18 protein-coding genes are annotated in these 18,666 nt (G+C 39.7%); 14 read left to right on the top strand and 4 right to left on the bottom strand.

Annotation, left to right across the window (positions count from 1 at the left end):
- The first annotated feature begins 395 nt into the window (after window positions 1-395).
- The 5 genes from QUF19_RS00855 to QUF19_RS00835 all read left to right on the top strand — a co-directional run bounded on the left by QUF19_RS00855 (window position 396) and on the right by QUF19_RS00835 (window position 4,981).
- Window positions 396-830, top strand: a complete 435-nt coding sequence (locus QUF19_RS00855; protein WP_016786319.1) for a rhodanese-like domain-containing protein — start codon at window positions 396-398, stop codon at window positions 828-830.
- Between the two features lie 106 nt (window positions 831-936).
- On the top strand, window positions 937-1,404 hold the full coding sequence (secB, locus tag QUF19_RS00850; RefSeq protein ID WP_009847959.1) for a protein-export chaperone SecB: 468 nt from the start codon (window positions 937-939) through the stop codon (window positions 1,402-1,404).
- Between the two features lie 178 nt (window positions 1,405-1,582).
- On the top strand, window positions 1,583-2,620 hold the full coding sequence (gene gpsA / locus QUF19_RS00845) for an NAD(P)H-dependent glycerol-3-phosphate dehydrogenase (RefSeq protein ID WP_286295389.1): 1,038 nt from the start codon (window positions 1,583-1,585) through the stop codon (window positions 2,618-2,620).
- Window positions 2,621-2,803: 183 nt separating this feature from the next.
- On the top strand, window positions 2,804-3,625 hold the full coding sequence (cysE, locus tag QUF19_RS00840) for a serine O-acetyltransferase (RefSeq protein WP_009847961.1): 822 nt from the start codon (window positions 2,804-2,806) through the stop codon (window positions 3,623-3,625).
- A gap of 204 nt (window positions 3,626-3,829) precedes the next feature.
- Window positions 3,830-4,981, top strand: coding sequence for a murein hydrolase activator EnvC family protein (locus QUF19_RS00835; RefSeq protein WP_286295387.1), 1,152 nt, complete (start codon window positions 3,830-3,832; stop codon window positions 4,979-4,981).
- Window positions 4,982-5,298: 317 nt separating this feature from the next.
- Here the strand turns inward: QUF19_RS00835 and QUF19_RS00830 are convergent, their stop codons facing one another.
- Both QUF19_RS00830 and QUF19_RS00825 read right to left on the bottom strand, forming a co-directional pair.
- Window positions 5,299-5,937, bottom strand: coding sequence for a TetR/AcrR family transcriptional regulator (locus QUF19_RS00830; RefSeq protein WP_065207325.1), 639 nt, complete (start codon window positions 5,935-5,937; stop codon window positions 5,299-5,301).
- Window positions 5,938-6,078: 141 nt separating this feature from the next.
- Complete coding sequence (locus QUF19_RS00825; protein WP_286295386.1) at window positions 6,079-7,242, bottom strand: nucleotide sugar dehydrogenase; 1,164 nt, start codon at window positions 7,240-7,242, stop codon at window positions 6,079-6,081.
- 152 nt (window positions 7,243-7,394) lie between these two features.
- Here QUF19_RS00825 and rfaD point away from each other — a divergent pair, with 152 nt between their 5' ends.
- From rfaD to QUF19_RS00790, 7 genes are all read left to right on the top strand, one after another.
- Window positions 7,395-8,336, top strand: a complete 942-nt coding sequence (gene rfaD, locus QUF19_RS00820; RefSeq protein WP_286295385.1) for an ADP-glyceromanno-heptose 6-epimerase — start codon at window positions 7,395-7,397, stop codon at window positions 8,334-8,336.
- Between the two features lie 182 nt (window positions 8,337-8,518).
- A complete protein-coding gene (lpxM, locus tag QUF19_RS00815; protein ID WP_286295384.1) occupies window positions 8,519-9,508 on the top strand; it encodes a lauroyl-Kdo(2)-lipid IV(A) myristoyltransferase in 990 nt (329 codons plus the stop codon).
- Window positions 9,505-10,533: a lipopolysaccharide heptosyltransferase II gene (gene waaF, locus QUF19_RS00810; protein WP_286295383.1), complete on the top strand. Its 1,029-nt coding sequence runs from the start codon at window positions 9,505-9,507 to the stop codon at window positions 10,531-10,533. Before lpxM ends, waaF begins: the two co-directional genes overlap by 4 nt.
- Window positions 10,530-11,849, top strand: a complete 1,320-nt coding sequence (locus tag QUF19_RS00805; RefSeq protein WP_286295382.1) for an O-antigen ligase family protein — start codon at window positions 10,530-10,532, stop codon at window positions 11,847-11,849. Before waaF ends, QUF19_RS00805 begins: the two co-directional genes overlap by 4 nt.
- Window position 11,850: 1 nt before the next feature.
- A complete protein-coding gene (locus QUF19_RS00800) occupies window positions 11,851-13,026 on the top strand; it encodes a glycosyltransferase (RefSeq protein WP_286295381.1) in 1,176 nt (391 codons plus the stop codon).
- Complete coding sequence (waaA, locus tag QUF19_RS00795) at window positions 13,023-14,282, top strand: lipid IV(A) 3-deoxy-D-manno-octulosonic acid transferase (RefSeq protein ID WP_286295380.1); 1,260 nt, start codon at window positions 13,023-13,025, stop codon at window positions 14,280-14,282. Before QUF19_RS00800 ends, waaA begins: the two co-directional genes overlap by 4 nt.
- Entirely contained in the window at window positions 14,279-15,298 is a 1,020-nt protein-coding gene (locus QUF19_RS00790; protein ID WP_286295379.1) for a glycosyltransferase family 32 protein, read from the top strand. Before waaA ends, QUF19_RS00790 begins: the two co-directional genes overlap by 4 nt.
- Before the next feature lie 84 nt (window positions 15,299-15,382).
- Here QUF19_RS00790 and QUF19_RS00785 read toward each other — a convergent pair whose 3' ends face one another.
- Window positions 15,383-15,946 (bottom strand): YrbL family protein, encoded by a 564-nt coding sequence (locus QUF19_RS00785; RefSeq protein ID WP_286295378.1) that lies wholly within the window; start codon window positions 15,944-15,946, stop codon window positions 15,383-15,385.
- A gap of 94 nt (window positions 15,947-16,040) precedes the next feature.
- Window positions 16,041-16,730: a 3-deoxy-D-manno-octulosonic acid kinase gene (locus QUF19_RS00780; RefSeq protein WP_286295377.1), complete on the bottom strand. Its 690-nt coding sequence runs from the start codon at window positions 16,728-16,730 to the stop codon at window positions 16,041-16,043.
- A 95-nt stretch (window positions 16,731-16,825) separates the two neighbouring features.
- On the opposite strand from QUF19_RS00780, the gene QUF19_RS00775 reads away from it, so the two are divergent.
- The gene (locus QUF19_RS00775; protein WP_286298794.1) at window positions 16,826-17,875 is read left to right on the top strand and encodes a glycosyltransferase family 9 protein; all 1,050 of its coding nucleotides are present in this window, start codon (window positions 16,826-16,828) and stop codon (window positions 17,873-17,875) included.
- A gap of 8 nt (window positions 17,876-17,883) precedes the next feature.
- Window positions 17,884-18,666: a glycosyltransferase family 2 protein gene (locus tag QUF19_RS00770; protein ID WP_286295375.1), complete on the top strand. Its 783-nt coding sequence runs from the start codon at window positions 17,884-17,886 to the stop codon at window positions 18,664-18,666.

The following is an 18,666-nucleotide window of genomic DNA, read 5'->3' as shown; positions in this document are numbered from 1 at the left end:
TTTATGCGAGATCTCTTTACTGACTTCGCTTTACTGGTATATCCATGGGAGAGCACGTGTACTTATATGGATCACAAAGTGAAAACTTGTATTCTTATCATGATAATCTCATCCCCTCAGTAAACTCGTTTTATTGCAACATTTGAGCGGAGCGACACTTGCGAAAAGTAGAATTGGTCTTCGCATAAGTTGGCATACAAAAAGGCCATTCTAACTGCCGATTGATCAATCCATTAAGTATTCGAAGTGGGATCTAGGGTCAAAGAAGGTTAACCCCATGAACTGTCACCAATACTGTTAATTACAACAACATACTCCCTCTGTATTCTCCCCCCCTTTCTCGCTATACTCCTGACCTATAGTTTTTCGCCCAATAACGAATAAGAGTTCAAGATATGCAAGAATTAGTTCCATTTGTTCAAGAGAATATGATTTTAGCCATCGTATGGATCGGCTTGGTTGTTGCCATCATTGCGAACGTTATCAAGACATCAAACGCAGCCTACAAAGAGATCACGGCAGCGCAAACCACACACATGATTAACCGTGAAAACGGTGTTGTGGTTGATATTCGTACTAAGGATGAGTTCAAAAAGGGCCATATTACGGACGCAGTTCACATTTTGCCGTCAGACATCAAAGCAAATAGCTTTGGTAGCCTTGAAAGCCACAAAGCAGACCCAATCATCGTAGTATGCAAGACAGGTCAAACCGCTCAAGAAAGCGCAAACCTACTGGTTAAAGCGGGCTTCGAGAATGTAAGTGTGCTGAAAAGCGGCTTAGTGGCTTGGAGCGAAGCTAACTTACCTTTGGTTAAAGGTAAGAAGTAGTTCAAAGCAAAAAGTAAGCTGACCTGATTACACGAATATGACTTTAAGGTTTTGTCCGGCAGGTATGACGAACAAAACCTAATTTAAATTTTTTAAGGACAAGAAAATGGCTGAAGCAGCACAACAAGACGCACAACAAAACTTCGCAATCCAACGTATCTTCCTAAAAGACGTATCTTTCGAAGCGCCAAACTCTCCAGACATGTTTCAGAAAGAGTGGAACCCAGATGTAAAACTGGATCTAGACACTCAAAGCCGTGAACTTGGCGAAGGCGTTTACGAAGTAATCCTACGTCTAACTGTTACGGTTAAGAATGCAGAAGACACGGCGTTCCTTTGTGAAGTTCAACAAGGCGGCATCTTCTCTGCAAGCGAAATGGAAGCTGGTCAACTGGCTCATTGCCTAGGTGCATTCTGCCCGAACATCCTGTTCCCATACGCTCGTGAAACGATTTCTAGCCTAGTGGTTAAAGGTACGTTCCCTCAACTGAACCTAGCTCCAGTAAACTTTGATGCTTTGTTCATGAACTATCTACAGAACCAAGCTCAACAAGCTGAAGGCGAACAGGCTTAAGTCTCAAAGTAGAACTTAACTCTAACGTTTCAAGCGCTAGTTAGCTTTTAAATGCACATCGTAACTTCTGCGATGTGCATTTTTTCTTTACACTGTACTAAGATTGAAAGCTCTTCTTATTTTAGTGGATAGCTTTTTCAGAACTCTTCGATTTTCCTCATTATTTTTAGGTGGAAGCATGACAGAAACAACTCGCACGACGAACGCTTACGGCAAAGAGATCACTATGACTGTAATTGGCGCAGGCTCTTACGGGACATCTTTAGCGATATCTCTAGCGCGTAACGGTGCCAATGTTGTTCTTTGGGGACATGACCCTGCCCATATGAACCTCCTTGAGCATGAGCGTGCGAATAATGAGTTTCTGCCAAATATCGACTTCCCAGAAAGCCTAATCATCGAATCAGATCTTGAGAAAGCAGTAACAGCAAGTCGTGACCTTCTCGTTGTTGTACCGAGCCACGTGTTTGGTATCGTTCTAAATAGCCTGAAACCACACTTAACGACAAGCTCTCGTATCTGCTGGGCAACTAAAGGCTTAGAGCCAGAAACCGGTCGTTTACTTAAAGATGTCGCGCATGATGTGCTTGGTGATGGCTACTCACTGGCTGTTTTATCTGGTCCTACTTTTGCTAAAGAGTTAGCGATGGGCATGCCGACTGCAATTTCAGTTGCTTCACCTGATGAAGTATTCCTAAAAGAGCTGCAAGAGAAGATTCACTGTGGCAAAACATTCCGTGTCTACGCAAACTCAGATTTCATTGGCATGCAGCTTGGCGGTGCGGTTAAAAACGTTATCGCAATTGGCGCAGGCATGTCGGATGGTATTGGCTTTGGTGCCAATGCTCGTACAGCACTGATCACGCGTGGTTTAGCTGAAATGAGTCGCTTGGGCGCAGCACTTGGTGCACAGCCAGAGACCTTCATGGGCATGGCTGGATTGGGTGACTTAGTACTAACCTGTACCGACAACCAATCACGTAACCGTCGTTTTGGATTGGCTTTAGGTTCAGGTAAAGACGTAGATACCGCACAAGAAGAAATTGGCCAAGTTGTCGAAGGTTATCGCAACACCAAAGAAGTTTGGTTATTATCAGAACGCATGGGCGTCGAGATGCCAATTGTTGAACAAATTTATCAAGTGCTGTATCAAGGGAAAGATGCACACTTAGCAGCACAAGACTTACTTGCTCGAGACAAAAAGTCAGAAAGATAATAAGAGCAGATACGGGATATGGGTAACGCAAGAGCAGTAGAGAGATTCGGATAAACGAGATACGAAAGATGAAGAGCACATTCAAAGTTCGACGGATATGCTTTTCGTTACTCGCATCTCGCGACTCTAATCTGTTCTTCTAAGCTCACTCGCATCTGCCCCTTAAAAATAATGGATGGTAAAATGAAACACTGTGAACAACAAAAAGTTTGGCAATGCATTGTGAAGGAAGCTCGACAGCAGTCGGAGCAAGAACCTATGCTTGCTAGTTTTTATCATGCCACCATTATCAACCATGAAAGTTTAGGCGCAGCCCTTAGCTACATCCTAGCAAACAAGCTTAAGACAGCGTCAATGCCTGCAATGGCAGTGCGTGAAGTGGTTGAACAAGCATTTAAGCAGGATCAATCTATTATCGATGCGGCCGCTTGTGATATTTGCGCGACGGTAAATCGAGATCCTGCGGTCGAGATGTACTCGATGCCTCTGCTTTATCTGAAAGGCTACCACGCTCTGCAAGGTTACCGAGTGGCTAACTGGCTATGGAAACAAGGTCGTATCGCACTTGCCACTTACCTACAGAACCAAATTTCGGTTGCTTGCCAAGTGGATATTCACCCAGCCGCTCGTATCGGCAAAGCGATCATGCTCGACCACGCGACAGGCATTGTGATTGGTGAAACTGCCGTCGTTGAAAATGATGTTTCTATCCTTCAAGACGTGACCCTTGGTGGTACCGGTAAGGAAGGAGGCGATCGTCATCCTAAAATTCGCGAAGGCGTGATGATTGGTGCCGGCGCCAAAATACTCGGCAACATTGAAGTAGGTGAAGGCGCGAAGATTGGTTCTTGCTCTGTGGTTCTACAAGCCGTACCGCCTCATACTACAGTGGCAGGTGTACCAGCAAAAATTGTCGGCAAACCAAAAACTGACAAGCCGTCTTTGGATATGGACCAAGGCTTCAACGGTCGCTCACAAAACTTCATCCATGGTGATGGGATATAAAACAGCAGTAACGGGATACGAGTATCGAGATGCGGAGAGCTTAAAAGCTGGTACGGGATTCGAGTAACCGAGATACGAAAAGACTAAAAGCAGGTTCGGGGTTCGAGTAACCGAAATACGAAAAGACTAAGAGCAGGTTCGGGATACGAGTAACCGAAACGCGAGAAGACTTAAAAGCGGCTGTTGATAATGAATAAGAGCAAAATGACGATAATGATAAAACCAGTCCAAGCAATTAGCACTGTTCTTTTGATATCTGCCAGCCTTTGTGTTGCTCTTGTATCTACATCGTCATTTGCTGCCTCTCAGGGTGAGCTTAAAGGCGTATCGAGCGAAATATCTCGTCAGCAAAAAAACCTTTCCTCACAGCAGAAAAAACTCGATAGCCTACAAGCAAACCTCAAGAAACAAGAGCTATCCATCGCTTCGCTTGAAAAAGCGATTCTAGACAGTAAAAAGCAACTCAATACGGCCAATGCAAATATTGCCAACTTAGACACCAAGATTAAAGCTCTTACTGCTCAGAAAAAAGTCCATACCGACAAGTTAGAACAACTGATTCAAACTTACTACATGACAAGTCGAGCTAAAGCTTCTTCCCACATCCTCAACACAGGCGTGGAAGAAGATCGTATCAGTCACTACTACCAACACCTTGCCAAAGCTCGCTCCGCAACAATCAAAACGATTGAACAGACGCAACTTGAATTAGAAGAAAGCCATAAACAGCGTCAACTTGAGCAAGAACAGATAGCAACACTGTTAAAACAACAAACCACCAAGCGCGATACGCTAGCCAAAACCCAAACACAACGTAAGAAAACCGTTGGTAGTATTAAGAAGAATATTTCTGGCGACAAAAACTACTTAGCTGAACTTCAACGAAATGAGACTCGCCTGAAAGCTGAAATAGCGAAAGCAGAGAAAGCGGCTCGCGAAAGACGTAACGCCGTTCCTATGGATGGTTTAGCTAAACGTAAAGGCAAGCTACCTTGGCCAATCAAAGACAAAGTTCTGCATAACTATGGTTCTCGCCAAACAGGCCAAGTAAATTGGAAAGGCATGGTGATCAATGCCAAGTACGGTCAGCAAGTTAAGTCTGTTTACTCAGGCACAGTAGTATTTGCAGAGTACTTGCGTGGTTATGGCTTAGTGGTACTACTTGACCACGGTAAAGGCGATATGACGCTCTACGGCTTTAACCAGGCACTTTTAAAGAAAGAAGGTGACAAGGTTAAAGCTGGTGAAGCTATTGCCCTTGCAGGTGATACTGGCGGCCAAACACGCCCATCACTGTATTTTGAGATTCGTCGAAACAGCCAAGCTCAGAATCCAAAGAGTTGGTTGGTTAGGTAAGAGCAGATGCGGGATTCGAGTAATCGAAATGCGAAGAGCTTAAACGCAGATGCGGGATGCGAGTAACCGAGATACGAAGAGCTTAAAAGCAGATGCGGGATGCGAGTAACCGAGATACGAAGAGCTTAGGAGCAGACGCAAGGTTCGAGTCACCGAGACACAAAGAACTTAAAATCCGATACAAATCAGAGTAAAACGTTACATGAAAAACGGAGCCTCGTCGTCGCTCTACCCTGCTTTTCGTTTACTCGTATCCCGTTACTCGAATCTGCTCTTTCCCGCTCTTCGTTACCCGTATCTCGATTACTCGTATCTTTCTACTTAGAGTTCAACGCCCTCACGCCGTCTTCCAATAATGTCAGCTGTTCAAAACCTTGAGCAGTCGCAATCGGTTTAACGGTCGCGATCATCTGCAACATTCCTTGATGTACAACTTGCTCAGTGATCTGAGCTTTTGGAGACATCGCAGACTGATACGCTAACCAACCCGATGCGATCAAGTGAAGAGAAGTGACCATCGACTTCATTTCCGTATCCGTTGCTTTTAGCAAATTCAACTCAACAAAGGCTCTCATGATATCGACAAGGTTGGTTTGCAATCTTTCTTGCACGGCCATGTAATCAAGGTGGAGTTTTTCGTCACGTGACAATATTTCAGGCAGATTCGCATAGAAGAATCGGTACTTCCACATCAGTGTGAAGATAGAATCTAAGTAGGTCTTTAGTAGCGTCAGGCTTTCTTGTTGGCCTTGAATCGGCGTGAACCTTTCAAGCAACTCTGTTGAATAGAGAGTGAAGATATCACGGACAATTTCTTGTTTGTTACGGAAGTGGTAGTAGAGGTTACCAGGGCTAATCTCGATATGCTCAGCAATATGATTGGTCGTAATACTGCGCTCGCCGTGCTCATTAAAAAGCTCTAGAGCAGCGTAAACAATCTTGTCACGTGTTTTCATTAGTAATTAGTATCCCTATCCGTTTAGAGGTTCAGTATATCGCCACTAAACGGATAGATCGAGCTGTTAACATCTGGTCTAATTAGCATTAGCTAAAATTCATCTTTAATTAATCACAGCTATAACCAACAGCTACTACAATCAATCACTGCCAAACAGGTCTCGTGTGTACACCTTATCTGCAACGTCTGATATTTCATCGACCATTCTGTTAGAAACAATCACATCCGATACAGCCTTGAACTCTTCTAGGTCAGAATAAACCTTCGAGTTAAAGAAATGCTCTTCTTCTAACACAGGTTCGAACACCACCACTTCAATACCTTTAGCTTTCAAGCGCTTCATAATCCCTTGAATCGACGATGCACGGAAGTTGTCCGAGCCGGCCTTCATGATCAAACGATAAATACCGACAATTTTAGGCGAGCGCTTAATAATAGAATCGGCAATGAAGTCCTTGCGAGTGCGGTTAGCGTCAACGATAGCGCCCACAATGTTGTTAGGTACATCTTGATAGTTAGCTAATAGCTGCTTGGTGTCTTTAGGTAAGCAGTAACCACCGTAGCCAAACGAAGGATTATTGTAGTGATTACCAATACGAGGGTCTAAACCAACGCCTTCGATGATCTGACGAGAATCCAAACCATGCGCTTCCGCGTAAGAATCGAGCTCATTGAAATAAGACACACGCATCGCTAGATAAGTATTTGAGAATAGCTTTACTGCTTCCGCTTCCGTCGAGTTAGTAAACAAAACATCGATGTTCTCTTTTTCTGCGCCTTCAACCAGCAGATTCGCAAACACCTTAGCTCGCTCAGAGCACTCACCTACGATAATTCGTGATGGGTGTAGGTTATCGTACAGAGCCTTACCTTCACGTAAAAACTCTGGTGAGAATATAACGTTTTTGCAGTTTAGCTCTTCTTGAATCTGCGCAGTGTAACCTACAGGGACCGTTGATTTTATAACCATTACCGCATCAGGGTTTATGCTCATAACATCTTTAATAACAGACTCAACAGAAGACGTATTAAAATAGTTATTTTGGGGATCATAATCTGTTGGGGTTGCAATAATGACAAATTCGACATCTTTGTAGGCAGTCTTATCAGTTGTCGCTCTAAAGTTCAGTACTTTGCGTGATAGAAAATGTTCAATCTCATTATCGACAATCGGTGATTGTTTGTTATTGAGCATGGTCACTTTTTCTTCAATGATATCGATAGCTACAACTTCATGGTTTTGTGCTAATAACATCGCATTTGATAAGCCGACATATCCTGTCCCAGCTACTGCAATTTTCATACTAATACCTATAGTTTTGAGTAATTAACTCAACATAATTTATAACTTAGCTTGCAGTATCATACTCTGATTGGGGAATTATTCCACTAGCTCGCCTTATCCATTCCTTGCTATACTCGTGGTAGTTTTATATTCAAGAGAGTAGGAAAAATATGATTATCGTAACTGGTGGGGCTGGCATGATCGGGAGCAATATTGTGAAAGCACTCAATGACGCAGGCCGCAACGATATTCTAGTTGTCGACAACCTCAAGAACGGTAAAAAGTTCAAGAACCTTGTAGACCTAGACATCACTGACTACATGGATCGCGACGACTTCCTAACTCAAGTTATGGCTGGCGATGATTTCGGCCCTATTGAAGCTATTTTCCATGAAGGTGCTTGTTCGGCAACGACCGAATGGGATGGTAAATACATGATGCTCAACAACTATGAGTACTCAAAAGAGTTACTGCATTATTGTGTTGAGCGTGAAATTCCATTCCTATATGCCTCTTCAGCTGCAACTTACGGTGAGACAGAGACTTTCATCGAAGAGAAAGAGTACGAAGGCGCATTAAATGTCTACGGTTACTCTAAACAACAATTTGATAACTATGTTCGCCGCCTAACCGCGGACGCTGTAGCGCATAACGAGACATTGCCTCAAATTACTGGTTTCCGTTACTTCAATGTTTACGGCCCACGTGAAGATCACAAAGGTAGTATGGCCTCTGTTGCTTTCCACCTAAACAATCAAATGAATGCCGGTGAGAATCCGAAACTGTTCGCAGGTAGCGAAACATTCCAGCGTGATTTTGTGTATGTCGGCGATGTTGCAGCAGTAAACCTATGGTTCTTAGAAAATGGTGTCTCAGGTATTTTCAACCTAGGTACTGGTAACGCAGAGTCTTTTAACGAAGTTGCCAAAGCGGTAATTAAGCACCACGGTAAAGGTGAAATCGAAACCATTCCTTTCCCTGAGCATTTAAAAGGCGCTTACCAAGAGTTTACTCAAGCTGATCTTACAAAACTTCGAGCAGCAGGCTGTGATGTGGTATTTAAAACCGTAGCGCAAGGCGTTGCTCAATACATGCAAATTGTAAATAAGTAACATCACATTAAACTTAGAGGGGGGGCGGGCGGGGACAACACTCCCCGCTCTCCTGACGTCTAATACCAGGCAAGACAAAAATTAGATTAGTGCTGCAAGCAAGTACTCTATATCTTGCTCGAATACAATAAATGTAAAGTGGTATAGAAAAGCTAAGTAACTTTTAAGGTTAGTGATTTTAAATGACAAATCAACGCGATGACTTTGATCCAAAAGCTTACAACCCTAGCTTTCGATGGGCATTCCTCGCTCCTAAGCTATGGGGAACTTGGTTAGCCGTTATATTGGCACTCCCAGTAGCCCTACTTCCATTACGCTTTCATCAATGGTTAGCGCGCATTATTGCTTTAAAACTATCTAAATCGAAAAAAGGCCCAGCTCATAGAGCCCGGGTGAATTTTGAGCTTTGCTTTCCTAACCTCAGTTTTCAAGAGCGTGAGCAATTAATTTATAAGACGCTATACACAGCTAGTGTTTTTGTACTTCGCTTTAGCTTACTGACTTTAAAATCAAAATCTTGGTTACAGGAGCAGTGTGAATTCGTTGGGAAAGAAAACCTAACCAAGCACACTGATAACGGTGAAAATGTCATATTATTAGTCCCACACTCATGGGCTATTGATATTCCAGCAGTAATGCTTGCGTCGATGGGCCTCCCTGTCTCTGCAATGGCAAAGAAGCAAAAGAACCCGGTGTCTGATTGGCTTATGCATCGTCAAAGAGTTCAATATGGCGGTCGTGTGTATGAACGCTCTGGTGGAATAAAGCCATTTATCAAATCAATAAAAGATGGCTATTTGGGGTATTACCTTCCAGATCAAGACCATGGAGCTGAGCTTAGTGAGTTCGTTAGCTTTTTTGATACAACGAAAGCTACCCTACCAGGGCTAAGTAAATTGGCTAAGTTATCTAGAGCTAAGATGGTTCCGCTTTTTGCATCCATCGACCCTGAAATAGGAAAGTATTCATTAGAAATTTTACCAGCCCTTGAACTGCAAAGCGAAGAACAAGCAGATGCTCGAGCGATGAACCAAGCTATTGAGACATTTGTAGAACCTAAGCCTGAGCAATATATGTGGATTCTGCAACTTCTCTATACACAGCAAGATGGAACGAACTTCTATAACTTGTTTAAACCTCGCTACAACACTGATTGGCAAATTAAGAAATGAAGAAGATATTAATTATAGGTCCGTCTTGGGTCGGTGATATGGTAATGTCACAATCGTTATATATTGTATTAAAACAGCTGCACCCCGGGTGTCAAATTGATGTAATCGCGCCAGGGTGGTGTAAGCAAATACTAGAGCGTATGCCCGAAGTAAACAAAGCAATCGAAATGCCAATTGGCCATGGAGAGTTAGACATTGCCTCGCGACGTCAAATGGGAAAATCACTTCGTCAAAAGCAATATGATCAAGCCTATGTTCTCCCTAAATCAGCAAAATCAGCTCTGATACCGTGGTTCGCAAACATCCCTATACGTACTGGTTGGAAAGGTGAGTTCCGTTACGGATTGTTAAATGACATCCGAACCAATATGAAAGATTTTCAATATATGGTAGAGCGCTATGTTGCAATTGCTTACCCTAAAAGTAGAATGGACAATCCTCATAATTTAGGAGGATTAAGTTCATTACCCAAACCAAAGTTAATGATTGATAGAACACAACAATTAGAGACTTTCACTAAATTTTCTTTGAACACTCGACAAGATACTATAGGGCTTTGTCCCGGTGCAGAGTTCGGGCCAGCAAAGAAGTGGCCAACTAAAAAGTATGCAGAAGTTGCTCAACACGCATGTAAGTTAGGCAAACAAGTTTGGCTATTTGGTTCACAAAAAGATGCCTCAACGTGCAACGAAATTAAGTCTTTAATTGCACCAGAACTACAGCAGCACGTACAGGTATTGGCCGGAGAAACAACATTAATTGAAGCGGTAGATCTACTAGCTAACTGTGAAGTAGTAGTCAGTAATGACTCAGGGTTGATGCACGTGGCAGCTTCTGTTGGTTGCCACGTTATTGGAATCTATGGTTCAACATCTCCAAACTACACACCTCCGCTGGCAAATAGCGTTGATATCATCAACATTGATATAGAATGTAGACCTTGCTTTAAACGAGAATGTCCATTGAAGCATTTAAAGTGCCTCAAGAACCTAAGTTCAAATCTAGTTATCGATAAAATACAATGACCTCAATGACCTATGCCAATAATATTTTTTCTAGTAAAAACTTTGAGAAAATATGCTTATTTTTTGTATATCTATATTCTTTAACCGTAGTACCTTTTGAACACGTTGGTGAAATATCAAGGAATATACTGATAGTATTATCTATACCTATTATTTTCATCTATCGTAAAGAATTTTCAAAAGACCCTATGGTTATTTTATTAGTTCTTGCAATTTCGGTTCAAATCTTTAGCTGGATAAATTCTATAATATATTTTCCAGAATTTGCAAATCAGGCACCAAAAATCGATCGATTGGCAAAACTATTTACGTTTATTTTCCTCGCTTATTGGCTCAAAGGTAAAAAAAGTCGCATATATATATTATGGTCGTTTTTTATAATAGGTTTTATTGTTGGGTGTGTTGTCCATTCAGATTTCACAAATGAAATAACCAAAGCATTATCTGGACACAGAGTCGATTTTTCTATTAAAAATTCCCAATTTACATCAATGTTTGCGAGCATTTGCTTTCTTATTTTAGTATTTATTCTTAATCAAATTAGAATAGAAAAGTCAAACATAAATGTCATCATCCAATTCTTACTAGTTTCCACTATACTTGGGGCAATCGTTTTCTCTGCATTTGTAATTATTACTTCTCAATCCCGACAAGCGTGGGTAGCACTAATGATAAGTATATTAATGCTGCCTATTTTCCACACCATTATCTACAAAGCAACCAAAGCAACCAAAGCAAAAGGTGTAATACTCGTATATCTAGTTTTGGCTATTAGCCTCATTTCCTTGTGGCAACTTGACTTCATTAAAAATAGAGTATTAAAAGAGCACAAAACATGGAATTCAATAATCTCAGGTGATGTAAATCATATACCAATGTCTAGTATCGGAATTCGACTCAATTCATGGTTGGAAGCTAGCCAATGGATAAAGGAGAGACCTATTTTAGGGACAGGCCCTGAGACTATCGGCCTTGTGATTCAACAATCAGAAAAATTTCAAGGTCGACTTAAAGGCTTTGGACACTTACACAACTATCACATTGAAGTACTCGTATCTTATGGTATTTTAGGGCTTTTAATTATTTATGCCATGTACTATTGGTTAGCGAAATCTTTATTAATCAGGCAGCAATCAGACAGCAACATTAAACCTTTTACACTATTTTCTTTGGTTTTCATTGCATTCTGGAGTTGCATTAATTTTTTTGAGACATTTAACGGTAGAACCTATGGTGTCTTTACCCATAATATTATTTTTGCAGGTTTGTATACTTTTTATTTAACTTCCTCTTTAAAAAACAAAAAGGAGTTATAAAATGAAAGTCGCTATAGTAGTAAATACCTTAAAGATGGGTGGAATGGAAAGAGTCGCCGTAAACCTTTCCGAGGCTTATCAAAGTTCCGGGCATGAAACACATTTAATTTATTTAAGAGATAAAAAAGTAACGCTCAAACCAGACGATAAGACAATACCCATACATCTATTCAATCTAAAGAAGATGGTATTATCATCCGGAGTGGGTTTTTTTTGGTTATTTTTATCAAAATTATCTAACATTATCTTCCGAAAGAGCTTCTCCATCGTTTTTGCTTACGCAGAAGCTATTGCATTTAGATATAAATTAAAAAAACTTGAAAAAAAACAAGGTAATTTTGACTTGGTAATATTTAGAGGACAAGGGACATTTGAACATATTTGGCCTTTACAAGATTCTAGATTTGTTTTTGTTTGTGAAAATGTTCAACAATTTAATAGGTATAAAAGCTTATCTAAATGGGCATTCAATAACTTATTTTCTCAACGTAATGTTAGTTGTGTTTCCGATGGTGCATTAGATAGCTTTCGACAGCTCTGTGATAAATATCATATAGTTCCCAAAAAAGCCGTAATGATAAATAACCCTAACAATCTTAATCTAATTAATAAGAAGTCTATAAGTAAACCTCTACACCCCAAACCTTATATACTTGGTTTGGGACGTTTAGTCCCACAGAAAAACTTTCCCCTTCTAATAAAAGCTTATCTTTACTCTCGAACGAATCTAGGGGTAACTCAGGACCTAGTCATCGTAGGGGAAGGTGAAGAGCGTAGTGCTTTGGAAGAGTTAGTCAAGCGACTAGGTCTAAAAGAGATGGTGCACTTCAAAGGTTTACAAACAAACCCCTTTCCTTGGTATGAGCAAGCAGACTTATTTGTACTTAGCTCCAAATTTGAAGGATTAGGCATGGTTTTAATTGAAGCACTTGCCTGTGGTACGATGGTTGTCTGTACTGAAAGTAGAGGGGGAGTTAAGCAAATAATGCAGGGGAAACTTGAGCGTTTTCTAACAAAAGAATCTCCAAAAGAACTAGCCCAAACCATAAAGTCCGCAATAGAACATCCGTGGACAAAAGACTTCGATCGCTTTGTTAACGAGACCTTATATAATTTTAATGATGAGAACGTAGCGAAAGAGTTTCTTACTCACTTTACAGAACGAGATTTACAATGATAAGGACGCTCTATTGTTTTCTTCTTACAATACTAAGCCCTATTCTACTTTTTGGTCTCTATAGAAAACGACCGAACAAGCCAAAGTTTGGAAAACGTTGGATAGAACATTTTGGCTTTGGTGAGTATCTAGATTACAAGCAACAGCCGTTATGGATACATACAGTTTCTGTCGGAGAAACTATCGCTGCTATACCTTTTATTCGCAAGCTAAAAGAGCAAGAGCCTAACCTCCCAATAGTATTGACAACAACAACATCTACTGGGGCGGAACAAGCAAAAAAACTAGGTACCCTTGTCACACATCGTTATATGCCTATAGATTTTGGTTGGTGTATAAAAAATTTCTTAAAGAGAGTGAGGCCATGTCAGTTGTTGATAATGGAAACTGAGCTCTGGCCAAACACTTTACACACGGTCCACAAAGCATCTATTCCTATTACAGTGATAAATGCAAGGTTATCTGAAAAATCTCATAAAAATTACTCTTTATTCTCTTCTTTTTTCAAACAGCTAAGCAGCAACCTATCTCTGATTATCTGCCAACAAAATTCAGATAAAGATAGGTTCTTACAATTAGGTATTCCTGAACATAAGCTGACAGTTGTAGGTTCAATTAAATATGACATTAATATCACCAAAGAAATCATTGAACAGGCGAATCAACTTCGGAATCAACTTGGTATAAGCAGACCAATATGGGTAGCCGCAAGTACACATAAAGGGGAAGATGAAAAAATATTAACTGCACATAAACTTATTTGTAAACACCTAAAAGGTGCATTGCTTATACTAGTTCCCCGTCACCCTGAACGATTCGATGATGTGTCCACTTTATGCAAAAAGCTAAATCTAATTACGGCACGTCGCACTGAAGGTGATATGGTTACCCAGCAAACTCAAGTCTATCTTGCCGATACAATGGGTGAAATGCTGCCTCTTATCGGATGTGCTGACGTTTGTTTTATGGGTGGGAGCCTTTTAGGTGATAAAGTTGGTGGACATAATATACTAGAGCCTGCGTCGCTTCGAAAACCAATAATTACAGGTCCAAGCTATTTTAACTTTTCAGATATCGTAAATACCCTAAGAGATCGAGGTGCTTGCATTATCACAACAGAAAAAGAATTAAAAAATCATGTAATAAATTTATTGTCCGACTCGGATTATGCAAATAAAATTTCAGGCAATGCAACTTGTTTCATTAAGACTCAGCAAGGTGCCATTCAACGAACATTAGATAATATAATATTATGATAACAATAGATAAACTAATTAAATCAAGAACATTTGAGAAAGGTTTTTATTTCCTACGTAAACACATACCCTACTTAAGTAGAAAATACAATCAACTTCATAACATTAATATAAAAAAATCTTATAATGTTAACAATCCAGACATTAAAAACTCAATAAACATAGCTGAAGATGGGTTGGAAAAATTATACTCTGCGACAAATAAACCCACTAATAATAAATTTAATAATACACCTAAAAAAATTTGGTTATATTGGAACTCTCCGTTAGAAGAAGCTCCTGAAGTTGTTAGAGTCAGCGTAGAGTCATGGATAAAACTCAACCCTGATTATAATGTTACACTACTAAATGATAATAATTTAAATGATGTTTTAGGTTTTGATTTCAACGCTATATTTAAGATTGCTACTGTTAATCTAGGCTTTGCAATGAAAGCCGATATTCTTCGATTATACCTACTCGCCACTCAGGGGGGGGTTTGGGCTGATACGACAACCTTTTGCCTAAAGCCTTTATCTTCATGGCTGGATTATGAAATAGAAAAAGCTCAGTTTTTTGCATTTAGACATAATAGCAATAAAACCAGACCAATTGAGGCTTGGTTCCTTGCCTCTCCCCCAAGCTCACCCATCATAAAAAAAACTTTAGAATTGTTTCTGTCTCACTTGTTTAAACCTCGTGTAAACAGTTTAATGCTATCGAACCGCATAAAATCGTTAGGTCTAAGTGACCGAGACAACGAAAGGTTTTACGCAGATGTTGTCTTTAAAGCTGAAAAAGTTGGCTTTATGCCATACTTTTCTGTTGGTTATTTCTTTAATGAAGCCTTTAAACAATCGGAGACGATTGACGCATGGGCTAGATTTAACTCAACAAGCAATAATCATGTGGTAAATAATGATGAACTAGAAAAGTTCGAATTATCCTATGTATCTAAACAAACTTACAAAGGTGATTATCAAAATAGTGATATTTTTAAGGAAAGAGTGAATCACATGAATTTATTAACCAAATAAAAATGCCATATAAGGATTTGATTGAGGTGGGCTTCATACACCTCAATTAAATCCTCAAAACACACACCATTAAATAACATTATTCTAAAAAACATTATTATCAACTCTCTCTAAAGCTCTTTTTTTTGTTTTTTTCGTCCTAGCTTTCGATAGGAATTTAAAATATATATTTCGATAGAGTTTATAATCGAAAGTAATACCGCCGTAACCATCAATAAATATGGTAGAAAATTCACCTTTTTCATTTTTTATCATCAAAATATTGTCTAAATTAGTATCTCTAACATATATACCTAAATTAATTGCAGAGTCGAACAAATTGGCAACCAAAGTCTTCCCTTTTGACTTAGAAATAAGTCCCTCACGAAGGTAATAGCTTATTGATTTAGAAGTTTCAAAGTTGAAGTCAACAACATGTTCAAAAGCCATCGCTATCCCAAGGTTTGTCTCAACTTCTTGGTAACATTCAGCAATTATCCCGTGATGCTTTACTTTAGATAGATAAAATTTTTCAATATCATTAATGTCTAACTGCTTACCGCACTCAGGCTTTATTATCTTTAGTATTTGACTTTTATCATCAGGATTAATATAGCACTTCCTTGTATAACCTTCTGTCAAAAAGTCAGCTTCATGTAAAATTATCATTTCATCACTATTTAAGTTAAATTTATAATTAAGACGAACTAGATAACTAGATAACTAGATAACTAGATAACTAGATAACTAGATAACTAGATAACTAGAATAAATAATTCCAGTCGTTCTCATCCCAATTAATTGCTTCCTTAGCCTTTTCCTTTAAAAAAGACCGCTTCAATCTATCCCAATTACCCTGCTTCCAAGCGTCTCCAAGTTGGCTATTACACTTATCGAAGTCTATAATCCAAACCTGACTCTGATCATCGATTAATATATTATGAATGTTGAGATCAGTATGATTAACTTGCGCAGCATGCATTTTCCGAATTTCATTTCCTATTTTATAATAAGTACTTTCCGGGACTTTATGCTTTCTCAATAGAGAAGCAAGATCTTGAGCATGAGGTACTTTCTCGCTAAGTAAGTCAGCGCTGTAAGTTAGACCTTGCTTTACAATTCTTGCTGCGATTGGGGTTGGTACATTAACACCTGATTTTTTTAGTTTTTTCAATAATACAAGCTCTTTAAAACTTCGTGACTTGTTTTCACCAATAAACACATAACTATCTTTAATCAGCTTACCAAATAGACCACCACGTCGATAATGACGTAACGCACCTTGCATTGTACCTAACTCAACAAACCAGGTAGTACCTCGCCCCATTGCACTTCCGATTATTTTCCCTTGTTGCTGCCAATATGCTGGCTCAAAAGCATGGCTTAGCTTTTCTTCCGAAATCAACGATTCATCAAACCAGATGACTTGATTATCAAGCTTAACTTTTTTCATTAGCTTACCCTTCGATACTCTTAGTTTTATTTTACATTCTTCTAGCCCAACTGCATAATTATTGGGAATCAATTACTAGAGTTAAAGCTATGGCCCTGTTCACATCCCCCCCACACTCTATATGCATCTTACGACTATCAGCAATAGGGGATGTCTGTAACGCAATTGCGACGGTGCAGGCAATTCAAAAGCAATGGCCAGATACAGAAATCACATGGATAACCGGAAGCTTAGAAGCTAAATTATTAGAAGCTATCGATGGTGTCGATGTGATAGTTTTTGACAAAAAAAGTGGGTGGAGAGAATATCTTAAATTGTGGCAGCAACTTAGAGGTAAAAGTTTCGATGCTTTACTTCATATGCAATCCGCTTTTCGTGCTAGCGTCGCCACTTTGGGAATAAAAGCCAAGTATAAACTTGGATTTACATCAGACCGTAGCCAAGATTTTCAAACCTTGTTTACTGGTACTAAAGTAGACTCTCCCACTTCTCTTCATGTAGCCGACGGGATGATGGCATTTGCCCAACACATAGGTGTAGTAAAACATACATTAAGTTGGTCACTTTTTTACGAAAAGCAACATGCTACTTGGGCCGATGCTCAACTAATAGCAAAAAAAAATTTATTAATTGTTCCCGGAGCGAGTAAAGCTTACAAAAACTGGCATGCTCAAGGGTATGTTGATGTAATCAACCATGCTAGGGAAGCAGGTTGGAACGTTATACTAGCAGGCAGCCCCGCAAAAATTGAAATCGACCTAGCAGAAGAAATACAGCAAAAACTTACAGAACCTTGCCTAAACTTAGTTGGACAGAGCTCTATCATGCAAATGTTAGCGTTGATTGATAAAGTAAATATGGTAATAGCTCCAGATACGGGTCCAACCCACATGGCTAATGCTATGCAAACGCCTGTGATTGGCCTCTATGCACACCATAACCCAGGCCGAGTAGGGCCATATCGTTACCTCAACTATGTTGTATCTGTTTATGAAGAAGCCATTTTCTCTGAGACAGGGAAAAATAGCCAAGATCTCGACTGGCGAACTCGCGTCAAAGACAAAAATGCAATGGATAGAATTCCATCATATAAAGTAATAGAAAAATTCAACAGTGTCGCTGACAACATTCTTAATAAAAAATAGGTTAACCGATGATAACAGGCGTAGTAATAACTCTAAATGAAGAAAAAAATGTTGAAGAATGTATCCTTTCATTACAAAGAGTATGCGATGAAGTGATTATTGTTGATTCAGAAAGCACCGATAATACAGTGGAGTTGGCTTCTAAACTCGGCGCAAAGGTAATCCCGCAACCTTATTTAGGTGATGGTATCCAAAAAAACGTAGGCTTAGACTATGCTAGTAATGATTGGATACTTAGTATTGATGCTGATGAGCGCCTCACCGATGAGTGTGTAGACTCAATCAACGCACTTAACCTAAAGCAAACCGAACATGACGCATTTGCTTTCCGTCGACGTAACTACATTGGCAGTCGTTGGATTAAACAATGTGGTTGGTACCCCGATTTTTGTATCCGTTTGTATAATAGAAATAAAACTCGCTTTTCAGCAGTTAAACAACATGCATCAGTTCAAGCAAATAACCCTTGCCAACTTGATGCAGACCTAATTCATTATTCATTCGAAAACCTTGGACAACTTTTCGCTAAGCCTGGGAGAGACTTTAGCGGCCGAGCAGCAAAGATAATGTATCAAAAAGGTAAAAGAGCAAACTCGATATCACCATTTATACATGGTTTAAGTGCCTTCATTCGAAAATTTGTTTTTCAGAAAGGTTTCTTAGGGGGCACTGATGGGATGACAGTAGCGTTAAGCTCTGCGGTAAATAGCTATTTAAAATATGCCAAACTATTAGAGATGCAACGCGATCCAAAAGTCTTAGAGAAAACTGACTTCAATAAGGTCTGGTAG

It is taken from the genome of Vibrio sp. FE10 (assembly GCF_030297155.1).
In the GTDB taxonomy this organism is placed as follows: Bacteria; Pseudomonadota; Gammaproteobacteria; order Enterobacterales; family Vibrionaceae; genus Vibrio; species Vibrio apostichopi.
Note: the sequence above shows the minus strand (reverse complement) of the source record. Positions and strands in the feature narration are given on the sequence as shown.